Origin of the sequence: Nocardia sp. NPDC057663 (assembly GCF_042799895.1) — a bacterium.
Taxonomy (GTDB): Bacteria; Actinomycetota; Actinomycetes; order Mycobacteriales; family Mycobacteriaceae; genus Nocardia.
In genome coordinates this window covers 98,355-123,048 of record NZ_JBHVHX010000002.1, presented here as the reverse complement: position 1 = coordinate 123,048, position 24,694 = coordinate 98,355, and the positions used below count along the sequence as shown (strand labels likewise).

24 protein-coding genes and 2 tRNA genes are annotated in these 24,694 nt (G+C 69.2%); 10 read left to right on the top strand and 16 right to left on the bottom strand.

The window, feature by feature from the left end; genetic code table 11:
• The first annotated feature begins 44 nt into the window (after window positions 1-44).
• Together ACFVAV_RS05315 and ACFVAV_RS05310 are read left to right on the top strand one after the other, a co-directional pair.
• The gene (locus ACFVAV_RS05315) at window positions 45-665 is read left to right on the top strand and encodes a TetR/AcrR family transcriptional regulator (protein WP_379030348.1); all 621 of its coding nucleotides are present in this window, start codon (window positions 45-47) and stop codon (window positions 663-665) included.
• Window positions 655-2,202, top strand: coding sequence for a glycerol-3-phosphate dehydrogenase/oxidase (locus tag ACFVAV_RS05310; RefSeq protein ID WP_379030345.1), 1,548 nt, complete (start codon window positions 655-657; stop codon window positions 2,200-2,202). The genes ACFVAV_RS05315 and ACFVAV_RS05310 overlap by 11 nt, the downstream gene beginning before the upstream one ends.
• 174 nt (window positions 2,203-2,376) lie before the next feature.
• Here ACFVAV_RS05310 and ACFVAV_RS05305 read toward each other — a convergent pair whose 3' ends face one another.
• Window positions 2,377-2,952 carry a GNAT family N-acetyltransferase gene (locus ACFVAV_RS05305; RefSeq protein ID WP_379030342.1) on the bottom strand — a complete coding sequence of 192 codons (576 nt, stop codon included), beginning with the start codon at window positions 2,950-2,952 and terminating at the stop codon, window positions 2,377-2,379.
• Entirely contained in the window at window positions 2,949-3,626 is a 678-nt protein-coding gene (locus ACFVAV_RS05300; RefSeq protein WP_379030339.1) for a TetR/AcrR family transcriptional regulator, read from the bottom strand. The genes ACFVAV_RS05305 and ACFVAV_RS05300 overlap by 4 nt, the downstream gene beginning before the upstream one ends.
• Before the next feature lie 413 nt (window positions 3,627-4,039).
• Here ACFVAV_RS05300 and ACFVAV_RS05295 point away from each other — a divergent pair, with 413 nt between their 5' ends.
• Window positions 4,040-5,233: an FHA domain-containing protein gene (locus tag ACFVAV_RS05295; protein ID WP_379030335.1), complete on the top strand. Its 1,194-nt coding sequence runs from the start codon at window positions 4,040-4,042 to the stop codon at window positions 5,231-5,233.
• A 78-nt stretch (window positions 5,234-5,311) separates the two neighbouring features.
• Here the strand turns inward: ACFVAV_RS05295 and mihF are convergent, their stop codons facing one another.
• Window positions 5,312-5,626, bottom strand: coding sequence for an integration host factor, actinobacterial type (mihF, locus tag ACFVAV_RS05290; RefSeq protein ID WP_019045768.1), 315 nt, complete (start codon window positions 5,624-5,626; stop codon window positions 5,312-5,314).
• 179 nt (window positions 5,627-5,805) lie between these two features.
• On the opposite strand from mihF, the gene ACFVAV_RS05285 reads away from it, so the two are divergent.
• Window positions 5,806-6,420 (top strand): dihydrofolate reductase family protein, encoded by a 615-nt coding sequence (locus ACFVAV_RS05285; protein WP_379030332.1) that lies wholly within the window; start codon window positions 5,806-5,808, stop codon window positions 6,418-6,420.
• A 291-nt stretch (window positions 6,421-6,711) separates the two neighbouring features.
• Complete coding sequence (locus ACFVAV_RS05280; RefSeq protein ID WP_379030329.1) at window positions 6,712-7,521, top strand: hypothetical protein; 810 nt, start codon at window positions 6,712-6,714, stop codon at window positions 7,519-7,521.
• A 67-nt stretch (window positions 7,522-7,588) separates the two neighbouring features.
• Here ACFVAV_RS05280 and clpX read toward each other — a convergent pair whose 3' ends face one another.
• The 5 genes from clpX to ACFVAV_RS05255 all read right to left on the bottom strand — a co-directional run bounded on the left by clpX (window position 7,589) and on the right by ACFVAV_RS05255 (window position 12,644).
• Entirely contained in the window at window positions 7,589-8,869 is a 1,281-nt protein-coding gene (gene clpX / locus ACFVAV_RS05275) for an ATP-dependent Clp protease ATP-binding subunit ClpX (protein ID WP_379030326.1), read from the bottom strand.
• 241 nt (window positions 8,870-9,110) lie between these two features.
• Window positions 9,111-9,776, bottom strand: a complete 666-nt coding sequence (locus tag ACFVAV_RS05270) for an ATP-dependent Clp protease proteolytic subunit (protein ID WP_067486212.1) — start codon at window positions 9,774-9,776, stop codon at window positions 9,111-9,113.
• A 46-nt stretch (window positions 9,777-9,822) separates the two neighbouring features.
• A complete protein-coding gene (locus ACFVAV_RS05265; protein ID WP_379030323.1) occupies window positions 9,823-10,398 on the bottom strand; it encodes an ATP-dependent Clp protease proteolytic subunit in 576 nt (191 codons plus the stop codon).
• A 187-nt stretch (window positions 10,399-10,585) separates the two neighbouring features.
• The gene (tig, locus tag ACFVAV_RS05260) at window positions 10,586-11,950 is read right to left on the bottom strand and encodes a trigger factor (RefSeq protein WP_379030320.1); all 1,365 of its coding nucleotides are present in this window, start codon (window positions 11,948-11,950) and stop codon (window positions 10,586-10,588) included.
• Between the two features lie 139 nt (window positions 11,951-12,089).
• Window positions 12,090-12,644 carry an FKBP-type peptidyl-prolyl cis-trans isomerase gene (locus ACFVAV_RS05255; RefSeq protein ID WP_379030317.1) on the bottom strand — a complete coding sequence of 185 codons (555 nt, stop codon included), beginning with the start codon at window positions 12,642-12,644 and terminating at the stop codon, window positions 12,090-12,092.
• Between the two features lie 162 nt (window positions 12,645-12,806).
• Here ACFVAV_RS05255 and ACFVAV_RS05250 point away from each other — a divergent pair, with 162 nt between their 5' ends.
• The 3 genes from ACFVAV_RS05250 (at window position 12,807) to ACFVAV_RS05240 (ending at window position 16,736) form a co-directional block, all read left to right on the top strand.
• Window positions 12,807-15,281 (top strand): phosphoketolase, encoded by a 2,475-nt coding sequence (locus ACFVAV_RS05250; RefSeq protein ID WP_379030314.1) that lies wholly within the window; start codon window positions 12,807-12,809, stop codon window positions 15,279-15,281.
• A 42-nt stretch (window positions 15,282-15,323) separates the two neighbouring features.
• Window positions 15,324-16,124 carry a metallophosphoesterase gene (locus tag ACFVAV_RS05245; protein WP_379030311.1) on the top strand — a complete coding sequence of 267 codons (801 nt, stop codon included), beginning with the start codon at window positions 15,324-15,326 and terminating at the stop codon, window positions 16,122-16,124.
• A gap of 243 nt (window positions 16,125-16,367) precedes the next feature.
• On the top strand, window positions 16,368-16,736 hold the full coding sequence (locus ACFVAV_RS05240; RefSeq protein WP_379030308.1) for a hypothetical protein: 369 nt from the start codon (window positions 16,368-16,370) through the stop codon (window positions 16,734-16,736).
• 13 nt (window positions 16,737-16,749) lie between these two features.
• Here ACFVAV_RS05240 and ACFVAV_RS05235 read toward each other — a convergent pair whose 3' ends face one another.
• The 4 genes from ACFVAV_RS05235 to ACFVAV_RS05220 all read right to left on the bottom strand — a co-directional run bounded on the left by ACFVAV_RS05235 (window position 16,750) and on the right by ACFVAV_RS05220 (window position 19,147).
• A complete protein-coding gene (locus ACFVAV_RS05235; protein ID WP_379030305.1) occupies window positions 16,750-18,039 on the bottom strand; it encodes a GDSL-type esterase/lipase family protein in 1,290 nt (429 codons plus the stop codon).
• A 111-nt stretch (window positions 18,040-18,150) separates the two neighbouring features.
• On the bottom strand, window positions 18,151-18,909 hold the full coding sequence (fabG, locus tag ACFVAV_RS05230; RefSeq protein WP_379030302.1) for a 3-oxoacyl-ACP reductase FabG: 759 nt from the start codon (window positions 18,907-18,909) through the stop codon (window positions 18,151-18,153).
• Between the two features lie 48 nt (window positions 18,910-18,957).
• Window positions 18,958-19,034 (bottom strand) — tRNA-Pro (locus tag ACFVAV_RS05225).
• A gap of 42 nt (window positions 19,035-19,076) precedes the next feature.
• Window positions 19,077-19,147, bottom strand: a tRNA-Gly gene (locus ACFVAV_RS05220).
• A gap of 697 nt (window positions 19,148-19,844) precedes the next feature.
• Here ACFVAV_RS05220 and ACFVAV_RS05215 point away from each other — a divergent pair.
• Window positions 19,845-20,801, top strand: a complete 957-nt coding sequence (locus ACFVAV_RS05215; protein ID WP_379030299.1) for a diguanylate cyclase domain-containing protein — start codon at window positions 19,845-19,847, stop codon at window positions 20,799-20,801.
• A gap of 44 nt (window positions 20,802-20,845) precedes the next feature.
• Here ACFVAV_RS05215 and ACFVAV_RS05210 read toward each other — a convergent pair whose 3' ends face one another.
• From ACFVAV_RS05210 to ACFVAV_RS05200, 3 genes are read right to left on the bottom strand one after another with little or no spacing between them, the layout of a single operon-like run.
• The gene (locus ACFVAV_RS05210; RefSeq protein WP_379030296.1) at window positions 20,846-21,403 is read right to left on the bottom strand and encodes a hypothetical protein; all 558 of its coding nucleotides are present in this window, start codon (window positions 21,401-21,403) and stop codon (window positions 20,846-20,848) included.
• Between the two features lies 1 nt (window position 21,404).
• Window positions 21,405-22,208: an Fpg/Nei family DNA glycosylase gene (locus tag ACFVAV_RS05205; protein WP_379030293.1), complete on the bottom strand. Its 804-nt coding sequence runs from the start codon at window positions 22,206-22,208 to the stop codon at window positions 21,405-21,407.
• Between the two features lie 34 nt (window positions 22,209-22,242).
• Window positions 22,243-22,716: a ribose-5-phosphate isomerase gene (locus tag ACFVAV_RS05200; protein ID WP_379030290.1), complete on the bottom strand. Its 474-nt coding sequence runs from the start codon at window positions 22,714-22,716 to the stop codon at window positions 22,243-22,245.
• A gap of 36 nt (window positions 22,717-22,752) precedes the next feature.
• Here ACFVAV_RS05200 and ACFVAV_RS05195 point away from each other — a divergent pair, with 36 nt between their 5' ends.
• A complete protein-coding gene (locus ACFVAV_RS05195) occupies window positions 22,753-23,937 on the top strand; it encodes a M48 family metallopeptidase (protein WP_379030287.1) in 1,185 nt (394 codons plus the stop codon).
• A 37-nt stretch (window positions 23,938-23,974) separates the two neighbouring features.
• Here ACFVAV_RS05195 and ACFVAV_RS05190 read toward each other — a convergent pair whose 3' ends face one another.
• Window positions 23,975-24,619: a disulfide bond formation protein DsbA gene (locus tag ACFVAV_RS05190; protein ID WP_379030284.1), complete on the bottom strand. Its 645-nt coding sequence runs from the start codon at window positions 24,617-24,619 to the stop codon at window positions 23,975-23,977.
• Between the last annotated feature and the right edge of the window lie 75 nt (window positions 24,620-24,694).

The following is a 24,694-nucleotide window of genomic DNA, read 5'->3' as shown; positions in this document are numbered from 1 at the left end:
CGGCGCCCCCTCCGGCGCCGCCGAACACACCGGGGTGAAGCACGATGATCGACATCGCGACCAACGCGGACGAGCAACTCTCGCCCACCGACGTGGCGATTCTCGATGCCACGCGGGCCTGCGTCGTCGACTTCGGTGTCCGTCGTACCACTCTCACCGAGGTGGCGCGCCGTGCCGGGGTCAGCAGGCCGACGGTGTACCGGCGCTGGCCCGACACCGGGTCGCTGATCGCCGAACTGCTCGTGCGTGAGCTACGCATGATCGTCGGCGAGACCATGCCCGATGTCGGCCTCGGCCGACATCGGCTGGTCCGTGGCATCGTCGCCGGTGCGGCGGCGATCCGGGCGAACGCGGTGTTCGCCAAGATCTTCCGCACCGACACCGATCTGATGCTGACCTATGTGTTCGGCCGGTTGGGGCGCAACCAGCGCACGCTGATCGAACTGTTCGCGGCAGAGATCCAGCTCGGCCACGAAGACGGATCGATCCGCGCGGGCAACGCCGAGCAGATGGCGACCATGCTGCTGCTCATCACCCAGTCCGCGGTGCAGTCCGCGGGCACGGTGGAGCCGCTGCTGGCCGGTGCGCAGTTCGACGCGGAGCTGTCGAGGGCGATCGAGGGTTACCTGCTCCCTCCACGCGACAAGGACTGTGATGACTCCTGATTCGAAGTTCGCCCTCAACGCGACCCGCCGCACCGCCGACCTGACCGCCCTCGGCGAACGACCCGAGGTCGACGTGCTGGTGATCGGCGGTGGCGTGACCGGCGCCGGTGTCGCGCTCGACGCGGCGTCGCGCGGGCTGCGCACGCTGCTGGTCGAGCGCAACGACTTCGCGTTCGGCACCAGCCGCTGGAGTTCGAAGCTGGTGCACGGCGGCCTGCGGTACCTGGCGAGCGGGCGGGTCGGGATCGCGCACGAGAGCGCGGTCGAGCGCGGCATCCTGCTGCGGACCACCGCGCCACACCTGGTGCGCCCGCTCCCCCAGCTGGTGCCGCTGCTGCCCGGCATCAAGACAGCCCAGAGTTCGCTGATCCGTGCGGGTTTCGCCGCCGGTGACGCCCTGCGCATCGCCGCCCATACCTCCGCCGACACCCTGCCCCGCTCCCGCCGGGTCGCCGCCGCCGAGGCGCTGCGGCTGGCTCCCACCGTGCGCCGCGAGGGGCTGCGCGGCGGCCTGCAGGCCTGGGACGGTCAGCTCGTCGACGACGCGCGCCTGGTCGTCGCCCTGGCTCGCACCGCGGCCGCCGAGGGCGCTACCGTGCTCACCCGTGTCGAAGCCGTTGCCGCGACCGGTGATTCGGTCCAGCTGCGCGACACGATCACCGGCGAATCGCTGACCGTGCGGGCCCGCGCGGTGATCAACGCGACCGGCGTGTGGGCGGGCGAGGTCGACCACAGCATCGAACTACGGCCCAGCCGCGGCACCCACCTGGTGTTCGACGCCGCCGCATTCGGCGGTCTGAGCGCGGCGCTGACGGTGCCGGTCCCCGGCAGCATCAGCCGCTTCGTCTTCGCGCTCCCCGCGGCGCACGGCCGCGTCTACCTCGGCCTCACCGACGAGGACGCGCCCGGCCCGATCCCGGACGAGCCGCAGCCCACCGAAGCCGAGATCGACTTCCTGCTCGACACCATCAACACCGCGCTGCGGGAACCGTTGACCCGCGCCGACATCCGCGGCCGCTTCGCCGGCCTGCGTCCCCTGCTGAAGACCGCCGACGACAGCACCGCCGACATCTCCCGCGAGCACGCGGTACTCACCTCCCCCGACGGCCTGATCACCGTCGTCGGCGGCAAGCTCACCACCTACCGGCAGATGGCCCAGGACGCCGTCGACGCCGCCGTCGCCCACGCCGCGCTGCCCGCGTCGAACTGCCGCACGACCCGCCTTCCCCTGGTCGGCGCGGTCGCGGGCGCGGCCCGCGACCGCATCGACGCACCCCCGGTCCTCATCGAGCGCTACGGCAGCGAGGCAGGCCAGATCGTCTCGGCCTGGCTGGCCGATCCGTCCCTGCGTGAACCGGTCGCCCCCGGAATCGACGTCACCGCCGCCGAATTCGACTTCGCCATCAGCCACGAGGGCGCACTCACCGTCGACGACCTCCTCGACCGCCGGTCCCGCATCGGCCTGGTCCCGGCCGACCGCGCCGCCGCCACCCCCGCCGCGGAAGCCGCCTTCGCCCGGGCCGTCGTCGGCAGTTGACCGCGTGACCGCCCGTCGGTGACTGCGGCGCGGTGCCGGCGCGGGGCGGCTGCGACGTCGAGCTGCGCGTCGCTAGACGCCCGGCGCGGCATCGGCACGCGGGCGCCCGCGACGTCGAGCTGCCCGCACCACGACGACCGCCCGGTCGGCGGGTGCGCTCGGCGACCGGGCAGGTCAGCCGTCGACCCAAGTTGCCAGGTCGGCGCGCATGCAGGCGCGGGGCCATTCGTCGAGGCCGTGTGCGATCTCGGCGGCGCGGATCGCCCGTAGCTCCGGTGTCTCGGCGGCGGCCGGGATGTAGGTGAAGCCGAGTCGCTCGTAGTACGGGCCGTTCCACGGCACCTCGGTGAAGGTGGTGAGGGTGATCTCGTGCAGCCCACGGTCTTTCGACCAGCGGACCGCGTGGTCGATCAGGCGTTTGCCGAGGCGCAGGCCCGCGTAGGCCGGGTCCACCGACACCTGGTCGATGTGCGGCTGCCCGTCGACCAGGCCCAGCACCAGGTAGCCGATCGGACGGTCGGCGTCGTCGGGCCACACCCACGCGCGCTCGGCGGCGATGTACTCGCGCAGGGTGTCGGCCTGCGGCGGCTCGTCCTCGGCGACCGCGGTCATCCCCACCTCGGCGAACGGGGCACCGGCGCGTTGCTCGATCTCCTGCAGCACCGGGATCTCGGACTCGCTCGCGGGTCGGATCGGGCCGCCGGCCACCCGTCGCCGCTCGACGGTTCCTGGCTGATCGACGCCGGTCATCGCGCCACCGCCGGGGTGGCGATGATGCCGTTGAGCAGGGCGCGCAGGGCCCACCGGGCACGGGCGTCACCGTCGCCCGCCGGCATGTGCGCACGCAGCGCGACGACGGTCGGGTACCGCTCGGCGGGTAGTTCGGCGATGCGCTGGGTGATCCCGGCGATGTAGTCCGGCTCGGTCCCGCCCGTGACGTTGGCGGCCGCCTGCTCGGCGGCTTCGGCCGTGATGTGCAGGTGGATCAGGTCGACGGCCCAGGTGGCGGTCGCCGGGTCGAGACCGCCTTCGCGCAGCAGCGAGAGCAGCTGTTCGATCAGGCCGAGCGCGTGTTCGGTGGTCGGGACCCGGCCGAAGGCGACGAGCGCGAGGCCTTCGTGCCTGCCGAGCGCCTCGATCGTGTTCTCGACGAGGGCGGTCAGGCGCTGCCGCCAGTCACCGCCGGTGGGCGTGGTCACGGTGGACAGGACGTGGTCGAGCATGCCGGTCATCAGGTCGTCGCGATGGGCGACGTAGACGTAGAGCGAAGCGGCGCCGGTGTCGAGTTCCTGGGCGACCCGGCGCATGGTGAGCGCGGCCAGGCCGTCGGTGTCGAGGATGCGCAGTCCGGTCTCGATGACCACCTCACGGCTGAGCGGGGCTTTCGCCGGTCTGGCCCGGCGACTGACGGGTGCGGCATTCATGCGCCGATCATACGGGGTCCACGAACGACGTTTGGCACGAACGGTGTTCGTATTTCTCGCCGGAACCCCCGCGAGCTCACCGCGCCGAACCCAGTGTCGGCGCTGACCCTGGTGCGCCACAAGGGATTCACCTCCGGCCCGCGCACCATCCTCGCGGGCACGCTCACCCTGCTCGCGCTCGTCGTCTCGGCAGGCACCACCGTCGCCGCGTGCAGTTCTCGCGGTACCGATCCTGATCCTCGGCATGGCCTGCGCTTCGCCTCGCTCCGGCCGAAACCGGCAGTGCCAGTGGCGCACTGCCGCCGAGCCGCAGCCGGCCGACGCGACCGGCGCCGCCGCGGTGGCCCCAACCCCTGACCCCCGCGCGTCAGTCGATCTATGCTGACAAAGGCCAGTCCGACAAGGAGGCATTGATGCGCGCGCATTCGTCCACCGTGGCCATCGTGCCCGGGACCGGGATCGTCGCCCGATTCGGCGACGTCGTCGTCTATCTGGCAGGTGAGACCCCATCCACCGACCGGCTACTCGGCGCGGTCGAAACCGTCGCGATGAGTACCGCGGCCTCGGCGCCCGGTGCGGCGCTGGCCCAGCGACTGGCCGGTGTCGTCTTCGGTGGTGCCTCCGCACCGCCGCCGTTCGGCGTGCTGGCGCCCACCTCCGACGGGATGCTGATCCTGTTGCGCGGCGCGGTGATCGCCGAGATCTCCGGCGCCGAGGGCAACCGCCGCCTCGCCGGCGACCGGGCCTTCACCTGGGTCGACGAGATCATCCGCGAACCCGTTCGCCGGATCGCGGTCGGCGCCGAGATGGCCGACCCGACCAGCGCCAATCCGCGCACCGATCTACGGGCGGGCATCGTCACCGGCAACGGTTTCGTGCTCACCCTCGGCCGTCGCCGCAATCCGGCGCCGCGCCGCGTCGAGGCCATCGACGAACCGCCGCCGACCGAAGCCACCGGGTTCCGGGCACTGCGCGAACCGTCCGGCCACGCCGAGAACGGCGAGGCCAGGCCCGCCACCGCGGGTTTCAGCCTGGCCGGCGAGTCCGGATCCGCCGGTCCGGCAACCGGTTTCGTGCCGCCCGCCGACGCGGGCAGCGCCGACGGGGAGACGGTGAGCACGGGCTCCCGGCCGAGCACCGGCGACGGCGCCACCGTCAGCACCGGCCCGCGCAACACCCCCGCCACCAACGCTCCCCTGGCCTGGTCACAGGCCTTGGATGCGGCGAAGCGGGCCGAGCCCATCGCGCTGGGAAAGTCCGGGCCGCAGCCGAGTAGTCCGCGCGGTGCCCTGGTCACCGAGGACGGGCTCAGCTACCCACTGGACCGGCCCTATGTCCTCGGCCGTAACCCCTCCGGCGACGAATCGGTGCGGGCCGCCGCCGCCACCCCCATCTTGATCGAACGCGACCGGCTCGTCTCCCGGGTCCATGCCTTCGTCGCCCCCGACCGTGGCAAGGTGTTCGTCCGGGAGGCCCCCGCCACCTCCGGTACGTTCTTCGCCGCCCCCGACTCCGAACGCTGGTCCCGCGTCGGCACCCTGCCCATCGAACTGCAGCCGGGCTGGCGCCTGCGGATCAACGATTTCCTGCTGACCTACTGCGTCTGAAAACCTCGTCAGGCCGAACTATCCCGACGCCCGTGGTGTGCACGCTGTGCGTCCACGGGCGTCGGATCACTGTTCGGCTCAGGCCTCGAGGGCGTCGAGCAGCGCCGCGCGCTGGCGAGCACCGAGCCCGCCGATACGGCGATCCTCGGGGATCTCAGCCTGATCCATCAGCTTGGCCGCCTTCACCGGGCCGACACCCGGCAGCGCCTTGATCACCGCAGCGACCTTGGTCTTCTTCACCAGATCGTCGCTGTCGGCCTTCTTGAGCAGATCGGCGACGGTGACCTTGCCCTCCTTCACCTTGCCGATCAGTTCCGAGCGCGCCTTGCGCACGGCAGCCGCTTTGGCCAACGCCTCGGTGCGCTGTTCGGCGGTCATCGTAGGCAGTGCCATGTCTCCTCCGCTTCCACTCGTCACTCGAACATCTGATTGACGGACCGAGTAAACAGCAACCGAACGGCAGCACCAGTCCGACACACCGCGAGGATACGCCGATGAGTTTTGCGTGTTGAGCCCGTCGTAATCGGTGAACGACCAGTAAGACGGACTAAACGGACGAAAGGATCGTCGCCATGGAGCTTTCCCTGACCCAGTTCCTCACGATCGACGGTGTCTATCAAGCGCCGGGCGGCCCGGCGGAGGACACCAGCGACGGCTTCACGCACGGCGGCTGGTCGGTCCCCTACGGCGACGAGGACTTCGGCGTCTTCATGGACTCGGTGTTCGACCGGGTCGACGTGTTCCTGCTGGGCAGGCGCACCTACGACATCTTCGCCGGGTACTGGCCCAAGGTCGACGACCCGGACAACCCGGTGGCGACCAAGCTCAACGACCTGCCCAAGTACGTCGCCACCGGCACCCTCGCCGAGGCGGCCTGGGCGGGCACCGAGCTGCTGCGCGGCGACATCGTGGCCGAGGTGACGGCCCTCAAGGCCCGCCCCGGCCGGGAACTGCAGATGCACGGCAGCGGCGCCCTCGCCCAGACCCTGCTCGCGGCCGGTCTCGTCGACACGATGAACCTGCTGACCTTCCCGGTGGTACTCGGCACCGGCAAGAAACTGTTCACCGACACGGTGCGACCCACCGGCTTCACCCTCACCGAATCACGCACCACCTCCACCGGCGTGATCATCGCGAGCTACCGGGCCGACGGCGCACCGAAGTACGGCGACTACTCCACCGAGTGACCCACGTAACACCGCACCCGCCTGCGGCGAAAAACTCAGCAGAAGCACAGCACGGGATCAAGGTTCAACGGCGAACCACGGAGGATCAACGAAGCTCCTCGGCCCCGGGCGCGACCGGTTCCCCGGTCGTCACCGTCTCCCCGTGACAGTGCGATACCAGCTACACAGTTGTGCGTCAGACGATTCCGGCCTCCGCGGGTCGGCGAGAAACCGGCCCGCGGTTGTGCTCTCCGCGGCCCTATGCGCAAGAATGACGCGACCCGGCGAACCCTTTTGCTAACTGGAGTTGCGATGCGCGAGGAACACCCGCTCGATGACGAGGTCGTTGCGTTGCCGGTCCGGGTCGAACGGGCCAGGCGGCGCATCGCCTACCAGTCCGATCCGGCCCTGACCGACGCGCTGTCCGAGGACGAGCTGCGCGCCGAGCGCGAACTCGCCGAAAAGATCCGCACCTACGAGCGCGACCAGCGCTGGAAGCAGATCAAGGCGGCCTCCACCCACGCCGACCGGCTGCGCGAGACCACCGCCGAGATGGAGCGGGCCGAGATGGCCGACGTGATGCTCGCCCGCAAGGCCATCGCCGCACAGCGCCGCGAATCCAACCCGCGCGCCCGGCTGGCCTCGCTCTATCAGCACCGCACCTGGTCGCTGCGCGCGCTGGCCGGCGTGGTCATCGCGGGCATGCTGTGGTCGGCGGTGAACGTCCAGCACAACATCGCGCCCGGCGGGCCGAGCGACCCGCTCTACTGGGCCAGCTTCGGCCTGGAGGCAATGATCAGCGTCTGCCTGATCATCATCATGATCGGCACCACCCGCGTGGCCGAGTGGGGCGTGATGGGCAACCGCACCCAGGTCCTGGTCGCCGAGCTGTTCCTGCTCACCCTCACCATCGCCCTCAACACCTATCCGCACCTGAGTGCCGGGCACTGGTACGACGCCGCGGTGCACGCCGTGGCGCCGGTGATGATCGGTGTCGCGCTGATGATCCACAACGCCGCCAGCGCCCGCTACAGCACCGCCATCGCCCGCGCCTCGGCCGAGATCCCCTCCGACGACGCCGAAGATCTCCTCTCGGCGGCTCCGGCCTTCCGCGAGAGCTAGGACAGACGAAAAGAGGGCCCGTACTCCGATCGGAGCACGGGCCCTCTTTCGTGGCTCCAGGCGAGTTCTACGCGGACTTCTCGCGGCGCTCGGTGCGCTGGGTCTTACGCGGGACGATCGTCGGCAGGACGTTGTCGTTGACGGTGTCGGCGTCCACGACCACCTTGGCGACGTCGTCGCGGCCGGGGATGTCGTACATCACCGGAAGCAGGACTTCCTCCATGATGGCGCGCAGGCCACGGGCGCCGGTGCCGCGCAGGATCGCCTGATCGGCAACCGCTTCGAGGGCGTCGGTGGTGAACTCGAGGTCGACGCCGTCCATCTCGAAGAGCCGGACGTACTGCTTGACCAGCGCGTTCTTCGGCTCGGAGAGGATCTTGACCAGCGATTCCTTGTCCAGGTTCGTCACCGAGGCGACGACGGGCAGGCGGCCGATGAACTCGGGGATCAGGCCGAACTTGATCAGGTCCTCGGGCATCACCTCGGCGAAGTGGTCGTCGGTGTCGACCTCGGCCTTGGAGCGAACCTCGGCGCCGAAGCCGATGCCGCGGTGACCGGTGCGGTCGGAGATGATCTTCTCCAGGCCCGCGAACGCGCCCGCCACGATGAACAGCACGTTGGTGGTGTCGATCTGGATGAACTCCTGGTGCGGGTGCTTGCGACCGCCCTGCGGCGGCACACTCGCCTGGGTGCCCTCCAGGATCTTCAGCAGCGCCTGCTGCACGCCCTCGCCGGAGACGTCACGGGTGATCGAGGGGTTCTCGCTCTTGCGGGCGATCTTGTCGACCTCGTCGATGTAGATGATGCCGGTCTCGGCGCGCTTGACGTCGTAGTCGGCGGCCTGGATCAGCTTCAGCAGGATGTTCTCGACATCCTCACCGACGTAGCCCGCCTCGGTGAGCGCGGTGGCGTCGGCGATGGCGAACGGCACGTTCAGCATCTTCGCCAGCGTCTGCGCGAGGTAGGTCTTACCGCAGCCGGTGGGGCCGAGCATCAGGATGTTCGACTTGGCCAGCTCGACGGACTCGCCGCGGCTGTCGCGGCCCTTGTCGCCGGCCTGGATGCGCTTGTAGTGGTTGTACACCGCGACCGCGAGGGTGCGCTTGGCCGTGTCCTGGCCGATGACGTAGTTCTCCAGGAAGTCCCGGATCTCCGAGGGCTTGGGCAGCTCGTCGAGCTTGACCTCGCTCGACTCGGCCAGCTCTTCCTCGATGATCTCGTTGCAGAGGTCTATGCACTCGTCGCAGATATAGACCCCGGGGCCCGCAATGAGCTTCTTGACCTGCTTCTGGCTCTTTCCGCAGAACGAGCACTTGAGCAGATCGCCGCCGTCTCCGATGCGCGCCATCTCGTAGGTCCCTACTTCCTTGTCCGAGTGCGACCGTCGTCCCCCGATTGGGCCGGAAATACGTTTCGGTGCCGTCAATCAGAGCAATGGTCCCTGAGTCGACCGTACCTGGTGTGCGCGAATGAGGTCGACAACTCGCGCATGTTTCTGTTCAGGGTTGTGCGGGTTCTCACCATTGTGGGCCAACCCGCACGAAATTGGTGGGCCCGCCGCCGAAACTGCGGCGACGGGCCCGGGCGTGTCACTTCTGTCCGCTGAGCTTCCGGTAGTCGAAGACCTGGTCGACGATGCCGTACTCCTTGGCCTCTTCGGCCGTCAGGATCTTGTCGCGGTCGGTGTCCTTGCGGACCTGCTCCTCGGACTTGCCGGTGTGGCGCGAGATGGTGACCTCCATCAGGCGCCGCATCCGCTCGATCTCGGCCGCGGCGATCTCGAGGTCGGACACCTGACCCTGCACACCACCGGAGGACGGCTGGTGAATCAGGATGCGCGCGTTGGGCAGCGCGGCACGCTTGCCGGGGGCGCCCGCGGCCAGCAGCACCGCGGCGGCCGAGGCGGCCTGGCCCAGGCACACCGTCACCACGTCGGGACGCACGTACTGCATGGTGTCGTAGATGGCCATCAGCGCGGTGAACGAGCCACCGGGCGAGTTGATGTACATCGTGATGTCGCGATCGGGGTCCTGGGACTCCAGCACCAGCAGCTGCGCCATGATGTCGTTCGCCGAGACGTCGTCGACCTGGTTGCCCAGGAAGATGATGCGCTCTTCGAACAGCTTGTTGTACGGGTCGGAAGTCTTGACGCCGAACGAAGTCTGCTCGGTGAACTGCGGCAGGATGTAGCGCGACTGCGGGTTGGCGGCGGCAGCGCCGCCCAGGCCTGCGCGCGGGTCGATCAGATTGGCCATCTTGGTCTCCAAGCTTGTCTCGAGTGTGATGGGGCGCGGGCCTGCGCTACTTCGCCTGGTTCGCGTGGCTGACCACGTGGTCGATGAAGCCGTATTCGAGGGCTTCCTTCGCCGTGAACCAGCGGTCGCGATCCGCATCCTCGGTCACCTGCTCCACCGACTTGCCGGTGTGCAGCGACTGCAGCTCGTTGAGCTCCCGCTTGGTGTGCGCGAACTGCTCGGCCATGATGGCGATGTCGGCCGCCGAACCACCGATGCCCGCCGAGGGCTGGTGCATCATGATCCGGGTGTGCGGCAGCGCGAAGCGCTTGCCCTTGGTGCCCGCGGTCAGCAGGAACTGCCCCATCGACGCGGCCAGACCCATCGCGACGGTCTTGATGTCGCACTCGGCGAACTGCATGGTGTCGTAGATCGCCATACCCGCGGTGACCGAGCCACCGGGCGAGTTGATGTAGAGGGAGATGTCCTTGGTCGGATCCTCGGCGTCGAGCAGCAGGATCTGCGCGCACAGTTTGTTCGCGATGTCGTCGTCGACCTGGGTGCCGAGGAAGATGATGCGCTCGCGCAGCAGCCGCTCGTACACCGAATCACTGAGGTTGAGACCAGCAGTAGCGGCTGTCATGACCCCTGCCTGGTTGATTGTCACGGATACCTGCCTTCTCTTCTCACCGATTGCTACGGCCATACGGTTCGTCGTCACAAACAGTAACGAAGCAGGGCGGCACCGAACTCCCGGTACCGCCCTTCTTCGCTCACAGCGCAATCCAAGCACCCCGGTAGGGGCACCGGTCACACCGGCATCACAAAACCTATTCGGCGGCTGCCTCGACCTGCTCGGTCTCGGCGGAATCCGCAGGGTCACCGAACATTTCGGCGGTGTCGACCACGTTGCCCTCGGAGTCGGTGACCTTCACCTGGCCGACGACACCGGCCAGCGCCTTGCCGCGACGGACGTCGGCGAACACCGCGCCCAGCTGACCGGCCTGCTGCACCTGCTGGATGAACTGCTCCGGCGACATGCCGTAGCGCTGGGCCTGGAACAGGATTCGCTCGGTCAGCTCCTGCTGGCCGACCTGGGTGTTCTCGGCCTCGGCGATGGCGTCGAGCAGCAGCTGGGTCTTGACCGACTTCTCGGCGGCTTCCTGGGTGTCCTTGTCGAACTCCTCCCGGGAGGAGCCCTGCGCCTCGAGCGCCTCGGCCAGCTTGGCCTCGTCGTGGTCGAAGCCGTGGACGGCGTCGTGCAGCACCGCGTCGACCTCGGCCTTGACCACGGCCTCGGGCAGCGGGACCTCGACGGTCTCGAGCAGGGTGTCGAGCACCTTGTCGCGGATCTGACCGGCCTGCTCGACCTTCTTGACGCGCTCGACGCGGCCCTTCAGGTCTTCCTTGAGCTCGTCGATGGTGTCGAATTCGCTGGCCAGCTGGGCGAACTCGTCGTCGGCCTCGGGCAGCTCGCGCTCCTTCACCGACTGCACGGTGACGGTGATGACGGCTTCCTTACCGGCGTGCTCGCCGGCGACCAGGGTGGAGGTGAACTCCTTCGACTCGCCGGCCGACAGACCGGTGATCGCCTCGTCGAGGCCCTCGATCAGCTGACCCGAACCGACCTCGTGCGACAGACCGGTGGTGGCCGCCTCGGGGACGTCCTCGCCGTCGACGGTGGCCGAGAGGTCGATCGACACGAAGTCGCCGTCCTGCACGGCGCGCTCGACACCGGTCAGGGTGCCGAAGCGCTGACGCAGCGAGGTGAGCTGCTGCTCGATGTCGGCGTCCTCGATGGTGAACGCGTCGACGGTGACCTCGAGGCCCGAGTAGTCCGGCAGCGCGATCTCGGGGCGCACGTCGACCTCGGCGGTGAACGCCAGCTCTTCGCCGTCCTCGATCTTGGTGATCTCGATCTCGGGCTGGCCGATGACCTTCACCTCGGCGGACTGCACGGCCTCGGCGTAGCGACCCGGGAGGGCGTCGTTGACGACCTGCTCCAGCACGGCGCCACGGCCGACGCGGGTCTCGATCAGCTTGGCCGGAGCCTTACCCGGACGGAAGCCGGGGATCTTGACCTGCTGGGCCAGCGCCTTGTACGCCTTGTCGAAGTCGGGCTTCAGCTCCTCGAAGGGCACCTCGACGTTGATCCGGACCCGGGTCGGGCTCAGCTGCTCGACGGTGCTCTTCACGGACATGCTCCTTGGTTCGTAGTTCATGTGGTGTCCCCGCATGGGACGTCGCACCCTGAGTCGGGTGCGGCGAACGCATCCCGACCAGGGTAGTTGACCGCCCTCGCGGTCGTGCAATCGGCAGTTGTTTGGGCGGCGGCTAGCGGCCGACCTGCACCGCGTCGGTGACGAAGACCAGGGTCTCGTTCGGCGCGACACCGTTGCCGCCCTCGCCGTAGCCGAGGTTCGGCGGCACGATCAGCAGCCTGCGCGCGCCCTGCTGGACCCCGAGCAGACCCTGGTCCCAGCCCTCGATGACCTGGCCCGCGCCGAGGGTCAGCTGGAACGGCTTGCCGCGCTTGAAGGAACTGTCGAGGGTCTGCTTGTCCGACCAGGTGACCAGCGCGTAGTTCATGGTCAGCGGCTGACCCGCGACCGCGCCGGGGCCGTTGCCCGCGACCAGGTCCTTGACGATCAGCGTCTTGGGCGGGTCACAGGAGTCCGGGATGGTGATCTCCGGTGCGTCGCCGTAGCCACCGCTGACCTGCACGTCGTCGGCGGTGCACTCGCGGCCCTTGCTCGCCGTCGGCGCGCCCGCGGCGGCGCTGGTGGTCGACGTCGTGCCGGACGACTCCGTGTCCGAGCCGCACGCCGCTGTCGCGATCGCGGCGGCCGCGACGAGTCCGATGCCGATGATCCTGCCGAGAGAATGCATGGCCCGCACAGTAATAGACCGCTGATCCGGGCCCGGGTACCGGCACGGCGGTAGGCTCGGCGGTGCGTTTCTCCACCGGTGTCGCCGAGTGCCGAATCGGCGCAACGGACAGGTCCCGCGGCGCGCGACGCCGCAGCTCACCCAGTGCGAGGAGAGTCCGCGATGACCCGGACCAGCGATATCGAGCGCGACACCGCAGCCGACAACGTGGGCGGCGGCGACGGCGAGACCATCGCCCCGAAGCCCTATGCCCTCACCGACGCCCCCGGCCCGCTGACCCGGGACGAACTCGTCGCGGTGGACACCTGGTGGCGGGCATCGAACTATCTGGCGGTCGGTCAGATCTATCTGATGAGCAATGCGCTGCTGCGCGAGCCGCTCCGGCCCGAGGACATCAAGCCGCGCCTGCTCGGTCATTTCGGCACGGTGCCCGGCCTGAATCTGGTGTGGGCGCACGCGAATCGGGTGATCAGGGAACGCGACCTGAACGCGGTCTACGTGGCGGGCCCCGGCCACGGCGGACCCGGCCCCAACGCCTGCGCCTGGCTGGAAGGCGCCTACGCCGAGCTCTACCCCGATATCCCGCGCGACGGCGACGGCATGCGCAGGCTGTTCCACCAGTTCTCCTTCCCCGGCGGCGTGCCGAGCCACTGCGCGCCGGAGACGCCCGGCTCGTTCCACGAGGGCGGCGAACTCGGCTACAGCCTGCTGCACGCCTACGGCGCCGCGCTCGACCATCCCGATCTGACGGTGTTCTGCGTGATCGGCGACGGCGAGGCCGAGACCGGTCCGCTCGCGGGCAGCTGGCACGCGAACAAGTTCCTCAACGCGGGCCGCGACGGCGCGGTGGTGCCGATCCTGGCGCTCAACGAGTACAAGATCGCCAATCCGACCATCTTCGCCCGCATCCCCGAGGCGGAACTGGTCGCGCTGCTGCGCGGGTACGGCTACGAGCCGATCATCGTCTCCGGCGACGATCCGGCGCCGGTGCACCAGGCGATGGCCGCCGCGATGGACACCTGCCTGGACCTGATCGCCGGATTCCAGCGCGCGGCCCGCGCCGACGGCGTCAGCACCCGGCCGCGCTGGCCGATGATCGTGCTGCACACGCCGAAGGGCTGGACCTGTCCCCCGGTGGTCGACGGCGAGCGGGTCGAGGGCACCTTCCGCGCCCATCAGGTGCCGCTGCCCGCGGCCCGCACCAACCCGCGGCATCGGCGCGTGCTGGAACAGTGGCTGCGGTCGTATCGGCCCGATGAGCTGTTCGACGAACACGGCACGCCGGTGCCCGCCCTGCTCGAGCAGATCCCCGACCGGCCGATGAGCCTCAATCCGGTGGCCAACGGCGGCCTGCTGGTGCGTGACCTGGACCTGCCCGATTGGCGTGAGTACGGCGTCGCGGTCGAGCAGCCGGGAGCGGGGCAGCACGAGGCGACCAGGGTGCTCGGCGGCTGGCTGCGCGATGTCACCGTGCGCAACCCGCACAATTTCCTCACCCTCGCCCCCGACGAACTGGTCAGCAATCGATTGCAGGACATCCTCGAGGTGACCGGCCGCGACTGGCAGGCCGAGGTCGGCCGCTGGGATGTCGCGCTGTCGCCGACCGGCCGCGCCGTCGAAGTGCTCTCCGAGCACCTGTGCCAGGGCCTGCTCGAGGGCTATCTGCTGACCGGCCGCCACGGCGTGTTCACCTGCTACGAGGCGTTCATCCACATCGTCGACGCCATGTTCAACCAGCACGCCAAATGGCTCGACGCCAGCCTGGCGGTGCCGTGGCGGCGCAAGATTCCCAGCCTGAACTACCTGCTCACCTCGCATGTGTGGCGGCAGGACCACAACGGGTTCACCCATCAGGACCCGGGTTTCCTCGATGTCGTGGCGAACAAGAGTCCCGAGATCGTGCGGGTGTATCTGCCGCCGGACGCCAACACCCTGCTGTCCACCTACGACCACTGCCTGCGCTCGCTGCACTACGCGAATGTGGTCGTCGCGGGGAAACAGCCGGGACCCGACTGGCTTTCGGTGTCCGAGGCGGCCGCGCACTGCGCTCGCGGGGTCGGCATCTGGGAGTGGGCGGGTCACAACGACGAGCTGGGCACCACCCCCGATGTGGTGCTCGGCTGCGCGGGCGACATCCCCACCCTGGAAACCCTGGCCGCCGCGGCGATCCTGCGTGAACGGCTGCCCGATCTGCGGATCCGGGTGGTCAATGTCGTCGACCTGATGCGCATGCTGCCCGCCGGCGAGCATCCGCACGGCCTGCCCGATCCCGAGTTCGACGCGCTGTTCACCACCGACCGCCCGGTGATCTTCGCCTTCCACGGCTACCCGTGGCTGGTGCACCGGCTCACCTACCGCCGCACCAACCACACCAATCTGCACGTGCGCGGATACAAGGAGAAGGGCACGACCACCACGCCGTTCGACATGGTCATGCTCAACGATCTCGACCGCTTCCACCTGGTGCTCGACGTGATCGACCGGGTCCCCGGCCTGCGCGAGCGGGCGGCGGGACTGCGCCAGGAGATGGTCGACGCGAGGATGACCGCGCGCCGCTGGACCAGGGAGCACGGCGAGGACATCCCGGTCGTCGCGAACTGGGTCTGGCCCGACGCCGCCATCCCCACTGTGACGTAACGCGCTTGCGGCGCGGGCCGCGCCTGCACGACCATGGAGGCGATGACCGAGTCCCGCCGCCCCGACACCCTCCCCCGCGACCGTCGCGACCTCACCGGACCGTTCGACGTGATCGGCGACGTGCACGGCTGCCGCGGCGAGCTGGAGACCCTGCTCGGCGAACTCGGCTACCTGATCGACCGCGACGAGCAGGGGCGGGCCATCGGCGCCGCCCATCCGGACGGGCGCACCGTGGTCTTCGTCGGTGACCTCGTCGACCGCGGCCCCGACACCCCCGGCGTGCTGCGCCTGGCGATGGGCATGGTCGCCGCGCGCACCGCCCTGTGCGTCACCGGCAACCACGATTACAAACTGGTGCGGGCCCTCGACGGCCGCAATGTCCGGATCGCTCACGGCCTGGAACGCTCATTGGCTCAACTCGCCGACGAGGACCCCGAATTCCGTTCCGCCGCGCACACTTTCCTGGGCGAGCTGCCCAGCCACTATCTGCTCGACGGTGGCAAGCTGGTCGTCGCCCACGCCGGCCTCCCGGAAAGCCTGCACGGCAGCACCTCCGGCCGGGCCCGCTCGTTCGCCCTCTACGGCGCCCCCACCGGCGAATACGACGAATACGGCCTGCCCATCCGCTACGACTGGGCCAAGGACTACCGCGGCACCGCCACCGTCCTCTACGGCCACACCCCCGTCACCAAGCTCACCTGGGTCAACAACACCCTGTGCCTGGACACCGGCGCCGTCTTCGGCGGCAGCCTCTCCGCCGTGCGCTACCCCGAGCTGACCACGATCTCCGTTCCCGCCGAACAGATCTGGACCGAACGCGCAGGCATCACCCCCGCCGGCTAGGCCTCGCCGCGCATAGCTCACCGCCTGATCGTGGCACACCCGGCGACCGTCGCCACGCTACCGCGACCAGCGCGTTTCCGGCCGCGGGCAGGCCGCGGGCAGGCCGCTGCGCGAGCGCGCGCCCGAGTCGGCGGATCGTCGCCGAATCGTCAACTCGACACCCCGGACCGGCGGACCGCAACCCCGGCGCGGCGGGCTTACCATCAGCGGCGGACGACCCGACTCACTGCCGAGGAGAGGTTCATGCGCCGAACGTTGCTCGCACTGCCCGTGCTCTGCCTACTGGTCGGTGCGGGGGTGGCGGCCGCGGATCCGGCGCCGCCCGTGGCGAGTACCGCGGGAACACTGACCGTCCGGGCGATCACCGGTCGCGAACCGATCCCCGTCAACCGCGCCGAGATCACGGTGACCCGCTGCGAGGAGACCAAGGTCGTCACGACGCTGACCAGCGGCGCCGACGGTCGCGCTGCCGTCGCGCTGCCCGACGGCTGCTACGAGGCGAGGGTGATCACCGTGCCCGGTGGTTGCGCCCTCGCCGACACCGAACCGGTACAGCTCGAGGTCCGCCGGCGCACCGCGGTCAGCACCGAATTCCGCTTCCGCTGCGCCTGAGCGGCAGCGGGATTCAGCGGCAGCCCGCCAAGGCGTCCAGGTCGATCGCCTCGGCCATCGCCCGGTAGCCCGCCGCGTTCGGGTGCAGATGGTCCGGACCCGCATAGCGCGGATCCAGGGTGTCCGGGCGGGCCGGGTCGCGCAGTGCCGCGTCGAAGTCGATGACGCTGTCGGTGAGGCGCTGGGTGCGGATCCACGCGTTGATCCGCTGACGCACCGGTTCGGCGTACGGGAAGGTGAGGATGCCGTCGGCGATCGCGTTGCCCGTGGGCAGGATCGTGCCGAGATGCACGGACAGCCCGGCAGCGCGCGCCTGCCCGATCAGATCGGTGTAGCCGTCGATGATCTGGTCGTAGCTCGCGCCGATCGGGATTCCCAGATCGTTGATGCCCTCGAGGATGATGACGTCGGTGACCCCGGCCCGCCCGGCGACGTCGCGCTGGAACCGCGTGACGGCGGCGGGCCCGAACTGCGGGATGAACCCCGCCCGGGTGACCCGATTGCCGGAGATGCCCGCGTTGAGCACGCTGAACGGTTTGCCCGCCGCGTCGAGGCGCCGCTGCAGGAAGTCCGGATAGCGCACGTTGCGATCGATCACGCCGGTTTCCTGCGGCGTGCCGAGCAGATTGGCCGATACGTAGCCGTCGGTGATCGAATCGCCGAACGCCACGACGGACGCGACCCCGGCCGGCGCCATGACATCCAGGCCCGAGACGAACGGCACCGCGGTGGTGCTCAGCGGCAGCTGCGCGCCCGACGGATCGGCGGTGCGGTCGCCGGCGAACGGAAGGCTGTAATAACTGGTGGCGTTGCCGTTGAAATGTTCGGTCGGCAGCGCCGCGAGCCCGGGCGCGTGCACGCTGACCGCCAGCGGCGCGAACGCCTCGACACCGAGCTCCACGGGGTCGCTCACGACATCGCCCCACGGCGGAATGGTCACCCCGTGCGCGCCGTCGAAGGTCACCTCGCGCACGGAGTCGGGGCGTACCGCCGCGCCCGTGGTCTGGGTCGCGATGGTCACGTGCGCCACGTCCATCGCGATCGGCCGGGTGCGATTGGTCAGGTGGACCCGCACCTGCGAACCGCCGCGGTGCGGTGTGATCACCACGCGATAGGTCTGATCCGAGATCGACAGCTGCGGGATCAGCGACGGATCGGCCGCACTGAACGAGTCCGACGGCGCCGCCATCCAGCTGCCCACCCACGACGGCTCACCGCAGGTTCGAGGTTCGGCACCGGCGATTCCGGTCGATACAGATCCGGCCAAGACCATCGCGGCACCGATGACCGCCCACTTCCCCACGCCCACAGCCTCCAATGTCACCATCCGACCGTTAACGGTGGTAACAGTAAAAGCGCCGGCGGTCCGCCGGGCCGGATCGGCGAAATTTCTTCGCGCGCACCAGCCTTCGCGTCAGTCCCTCGGTCCGCCTGCGACGTAGATGACCTGACCGGACACGAAGCCGGCACCCTCGCTCGCGAAGAACGACGCGGTGTTGGCGATGTCCTCCGGCTTGCCGACCCGGTTCACCGGAATCTGCGCGGCGGCAGCCTGCTTGAACGCCTCGAAGTCGACGCCGACCCTGGCCGCGGTGGCCGCGGTCATCTCGGTCTCGATGAAACCGGGCGCGATCGCGTTCGCGGTGACACCGAACTTGCCCAGCTCGAAGGCCAGGGTCTTGGTGAAGCCCTGCATGCCCGCCTTGGCTGCGGAGTAGTTGGCCTGACCACGGTTGCCGAGCGCGGAAGTGCTCGACAGGTTCACGATGCGCCCGAACTCGGCGTCCACCATGTACTTCTGCACCGCCCGGGTCATCAGGAAGGCGCCACGCAGGTGCACGTTCATGACGGTGTCCCAGTCGTCCACCGACATCTTGAACAGCAGGTTGTCGCGCAGCACGCCCGCATTGTTGACCAGGACAGTCGGCGCACCCAGCTCGGTGGCGATCCGCTCGACCGCCGCGGCGACAGCGGCTTCGTCGGCGACGTCGGCGCCCACCGCGAGGGCACTACCCCCGGCCGCTTCGATGGCGGCGACGGTGTCGGCGCAGGCGGCGGCGTCGAGATCGAGGACGGCGACGGCATATCCGTCGGCGGCGAGCTTGACGGCGACGGCGGCACCGATACCCCGTGCGGCACCGGTGACGATCGCAACCCTGCGTTCCGTGGACATGAGCCCTCCTACCGCGCCGGTACAACCCTGAACTGGGCGAAATGGTGATGGTCGGGGTGACAGGATTTGAACCTGCGACCCTCCGCTCCCAAAGCGGATGCGCTACCAAGCTGCGCTACACCCCGAGGCCTCGCAGGCTACGACGCCGTCGAGGGAATTCATGTTTGAGCGGGTGACGGGAATCGAACCCGCACCATCAGCTTGGAAGGCTGAGGTTCTACCATTGAACTACACCCGCAGGCATACGACATCGATGGGATCGCCACGATGTCGTGTGCGCACCGACTGTACCGAATCCCGCGCGATAAATGCCAATCCGCCCCCTGGCGAGCACGGCGACGCCCCTTCCCCCGCGGTGATGTCACCCGCCGGCCGAGCGCCCGAATAGGGCCTAATGGCCCTATTCGCGCAAAGCTTCCGACCGACACCATTGTTGATGCGCGCCTTGGGGACCGGCGCCTGCTCCACCGGGGGAATAAATAGGAGAATTTTCCTTAAAAACCTGGCATGTGGGCGGCGGGTAGGCCACCATGAGATGGCGCGTGACGGCTCCTTGTCGGGGGGAGTCGTGGTTGCTCGGCCACTTCGTCACGACTCGCCCCTTGTGCCAGGAGGAACCCCATGGCGACCCAACGCCCACCGCCTCGAGATGGGCAACACGCTGCACGTTTCGGAGTTCCCAAAGTTTTTTCGGGAAGTGTGTAACACCCGGGCGCCTGCAGCGATGTCATACCCGATCGCCATTCGCTAGAGACCTGCAACGCGTTCTACCACGCGGCTTTTCGGTCTCGGGTGGCTTGCTAGGATCCTTTTTGCCGGACGGGGGTATCTGGAAAGGGGGCGGTGAGCGTGTGCCGAACTCGGTGGACTCAACCGCGTAGCAGTGCGAACGATCGAGGTGGCAAGACCGTCGCCACCTTCCGCCGGTGATATCGATGACTGTCCACATCGAGCCACCGGTCGCCGCGATGGCCCGCGCCTGGGCTCGCGCGGTGTGCGCCGAACCGGGATCGTCCACGGCGCCGCACCAGCTGGAGCCGGTGCTCGTCGAGATCGTCGAGCGGCTGCTGCATCTGGCTCGGACCGAACCGTTCCCGGTGCCACAGGCGCGGATGCTCGGCGCCCGGCTGGCCGAGGCGCCCTTCGAACGCACCAGGATGCTGGCGCATGCCACCCGCTGGCTGCTCGGCTTTCCTTCGGGCGTGCCGGGATCGCTGGTGGCCACCCGCTGGCCGCTCGTCGCCAGCCAGGCCATCGACAGCTACGCGCAGGCGCTGCAGGAACGCGCGCTTGCACAACAGGAACAGAACATCTCGGCGAAAGTGTCGCTGCGCGTACAGGAGATCGCCGCGCTGCAGCACCGCTTGCGCCACGAAGCAACCCACGACGCACTCACCGATCTGGCCAACCGCACGCTGCTGCAGGAACGAGTACGGGCCTTCGCGGCCGACCCGACTCGCGGCGTCGGCGTGCTGGTGGTCGACCTGGATCGGTTCAAGCAGATCAACGACGGCTACGGACACGCGATCGGCGACGAGGTACTGGTCGAACTGGCCAGCCGGCTGCGCGAGGTGTGCCCGCCCGACACGGTGATCTGCCGGTACGGCGGCGACGAGTTCGTGGTCGCGGCCAATCCGCGCCGCGACACCCTCGGCGAGCTGGCGCACCGCGTGGTGGCGGCGCTGCGCGACCCGGTGTGGTCGAGCGCGGGGCCGGTGCCGGTCTCGGCGAGCGTGGGCACGGCGTTCTGCGCGCCGGGTAAGACGTGCGATTTCACCGACCTGCTGCGTCGCGCCGACCGCGCGATGTACTCGGCGAAATCCGCGGGCGGGCGGCGTTTCGCGCTCGCCGAATCGGGCGACCCGGAACTGGGAACCGCGGTCGCGGGCTGAGTCGGATCGCGAAGCCTGCACTTCGCGGTCCGGCTCAACCCCTCTCAGTGTTCGATGTAGCCGGCCTCGCCGACGGACGGTTTCGCGACGATGTCGCAGCGGCGCACCACGACGATCAGTGGCGCGCATTGCTGGACGCCACCGAGCCGGAAAACGGTGCGGTGCCGCAAGGTTGCCCGCCTCATGTCACGTGCGCTCGGCTTGATGCCGTCGGTGCCACGAATCCACGCCAGGCCGGTCAGGAGTTGACCGACGGTCGCGCCGACGACGGCCGGAAGCACAATGGCGTTGGCCACCAGCATGACCACCAGGAAGATCATGGATACGAGCATCACCGGGGCCTGATCGTCCATGTCGAGGATCCACTCGTGGCCGATGAGCAGCACAACGCTCACGAACGCGGCTATGAGCACGCCGTAGGGGAGCACGATGTCGGCGACGTTGGCCACCGCGTTGCGCAGCCTGCGCGGTGACGGATAGCGCGAATCACCTTCGGCACCATGATATTCCGCGTCAGCCTGCCGCGAATTCGCTCCGGCCGTTCCCCCGAGTTGCGTCACCGGCCAATGGTCGCACACACGCGCAGGCCGGACCGGCCGCAAGTCAGCATGGCTGACAGGTGGGGCACCAGAACAGATTTCGGCCGTCCATGACTTGGTGCGCGATCGTGGTCGCGCAAACCCGGCATGGTTCGCCCTGGCGGCGATAGACGTAGGTGCGTGGCCGGTCCTGGGCGTAGGACGGTGCGCCGGTGTCGTGTTCGGGCCGGACGACGTGCATCCGGCCGGTGGCGACGCCCACCGGCATCAGGTCGACGAGATCGGCCCACAGCGCGTCCCATTCGGCGGCGCTCACCGAGGTGCCGGGCCGGAACGGCGAGATGCCGTGCCGGAACAGCACTTCCGCGCGGTAGACATTGCCGACCCCCGCGATCAACGCCTGATCCATCAGCAGCGCACCGATCGCCCTGCGGGAGCGCCGGATTCGCGCGCCTGCCCGTTCGTGGTCGGCATCGGGCCGCAGCGGGTCGGCGCCGAGCCGCGCCACCAGGGCATCCACCTCGGCGGGGTCGAGCACCTCGCACGCGGTCGGCCCGCGCAGATCGGTCCCGAATTCCGTGGCGGCGCCGATCATCCGCATCCGCACCTGCCCGACAGGCGGACCCATCGGCAGCTCGGCCTCGCTGAACATGCCGTACAACCCGAGATGCACATGCACGGTCAGTCCGGACTCGTAGTGGTGCAGTAGATGCTTGCCGACGGCCTCAGCCCGCTCCAGCACCCGCCCGTCCACCAGCGCGGCGCCCTCGGCGAACCGCCCCTGCGGACTCGAAACCCGCACAGCGCCACCGGAAAACCGTTCCTGATGCAGGCGGGCGACGCGATGAAGGGTGTGCCCCTCAGGCAAGAAACACACCCTTCTCGAAACGCATCTGCTTATCTCAGTACGCAGGGACCTCAGGGGCCTCGCCGGACTTCTCGTAGTCGGCGAGGATGTCGATGCGACGCTGGTGCCGGGCCTCTTCCGACCACGGCTGCGCGATGAACGCGTCGACAATGGCGAGGGCCTCGGCGGTGGTGTGCATGCGGCCGCCGATACCGATCAGCTGGGCGTTGTTGTGTTCGCGGGCCAGCTTGGCGGTTTCGACGCTCCAGGCCAGGGCGCAGCGGGCGCCGGGGACCTTGTTGGCGGCGATCTGCTCGCCGTTGCCGCTGCCACCGAAGACCAGGCCGAGCGAGCCCGGGTCGGCGACGGTGCGGCGGGCCGCCTCGATGCAGAAGGCGGGGTAGTCGTCGAGAGCGTCGTATTCGAGGGCGCCACAGTCGACGACCTCGTGTCCGGCCTCCTGCAGATGGGCCTTGACGTGATTCTTCAGTTCGAAACCGGCATGGTCGGCACCCAGGTAAACGCGCATGGCTGCGATTGTGTCAGGCCGCTTAGAGTCGTTTTCATGCACCCGCACGAACCGCATTCTCCGCCTTCGGCAGGTCCCCCACCCGCGCAGCCGGGGCCGCTTGCCGACCGATCGGGGACCGCACCGCTGTCGCCGTGGCAGCAGCCGGGCGCGCAGACCGGCGGGTTTCCCGCACCGCAGACCGGGGCGTTCCCGCAGGCCCAGCAGTTTCCCGGCGCGTATCAGCCGGTGCCGCAAGGGTATTACCCGCCCGGCGGTCCGCCGCTGCCGCCGCAGTACCAGCCGCGGGGACTGTCGCCGTTCGGGATGCCTGCCCGGCATCCGTGGGAGATCCCGCTGCTGGTGGTGGTCATCATGATCACCTCGGTCGCGTATCTGCTCGCGCTGCTGATGCTGGCGGTCGAGATGGTGGCCGATCCGGTCCTCGACGAGCACGGGGAAGAAGTCAGCGGTTCGATCCTGACCAGCCCGTATGTGCTGCTGCTGTTGTTCGCGCCGGTGCTGCTGTGGGCGGGCCGAGGCATGAACTACGCGCGGATGCGGATCAACGGCGTCAAGATGTCGCCGACGCAGTTCCCCGAGGGCTACCGGTTGGTGCAGGAGGCCGCGGCGCGATTCGGGATGCCGAAGGTGCCCGACGCGTTCGTGGTGCTCGGCAACGGCCAGATCAACGCGTTCGCGTCCGGGCACGGGTTCCGCCGGTTCGTCGTGGTCTACAGCGACCTGTTCGAGATCGGCGGCGCCGCCCGCGAACCCGACGCGCTGGCGTTCATCATCGGCCACGAGGTCGGCCATATCGCGGCCGGTCACGTGTCGTATTGGCGTCAGCTGGGCATGTTCGTCGCGCCGTGGCTGCCGCTGCTCGGGTCGTCGCTGATCCGGGCGCAGGAGTACACCGCCGATAATCACGGCTTCTGCAACCGGCATCTGGGCGCGCCCGGCGCGATGGCCACCCTCGCCGCGGGCAAGTACCTCAATACCGACGTCGGGTTCGACGAGATGGCCGACCGGGCGGCGCAGGAGCGGGGCGGCTTCGTCATGCTGGTCAACGCGATGTCGAGCCATCCGGTGCTGACCTGGCGGATGTGGGCACTGCGCGATCGGAGCAAGCCGGGCGCGATGTTCTGGCGCCCGAGCGCACCGCAGCCCGGCATGATCCCGCCGCCGGGCGGCTATCCGCTGAACGCGGCGCCGCCCGCGCTGCCGCCGAAGCCGGTGTGACGGGTGGGGTGCCGGTCCGGCACCCCACCCGCTCGTTTCAGTCGAAGACCGGGTCTTCGGTGCGGGTGCGCTTGAGTTCGAAGAAGTGCGGGTACGAGGCCAGGGCGACCACGCCGTCCCACACCCGGCCCGCGTCCTCGCCGCGCGGGATGCGCGAAAGCACGGGCCCGAAGAACGCGACCCCGTTGACGTGGATCGTCGGGGTGCCGACATCGGGGCCGACCTTGTCCATCCCCGCGTGGTGGCTCTCCCGCAGCGCCTCGTCGAAGTCGGTGCCGGTGGCGGCGGCGGCGAGCTCGGCGGGCAGCTCGAGCTCGGCGAGGGCGTCCGCGACGACCGCGGCGAGGCTTTCCTGGACGGTCGCGCGCTCGTACTCGTCCCTGCGCTCGTGGATGCGGCTGCCCAGCGCGGTGTAGAGCGGCGCCAGGATCTCGTCACCGATCTTCTCGGCGGCGGCGATCGCGACCCGGACCGGGCCCCAGCCCGCGGCCATCAGGTCGACGTAGCGTTCGGGCAGGTCGTCCTTGCCCTCGTTGAGCACCGACAGGCTCATCACGTGGAAGCGCGCCTCGATGTCGCGCACCTTCTCCACTTCCAGAATCCAGCGGGACGTGATCCAGCACCAGGGGCACAGCGGGTCGAACCAGAAATCGACGACGTCCTTCGTGGCTTGATCGCTCACGGAGCTTTCCTCTCGAGTCACAGTGGGCAGGTCGCAACGCCCCGCCGGTTGGTGCAACCGCGCCACGCCCGGAAT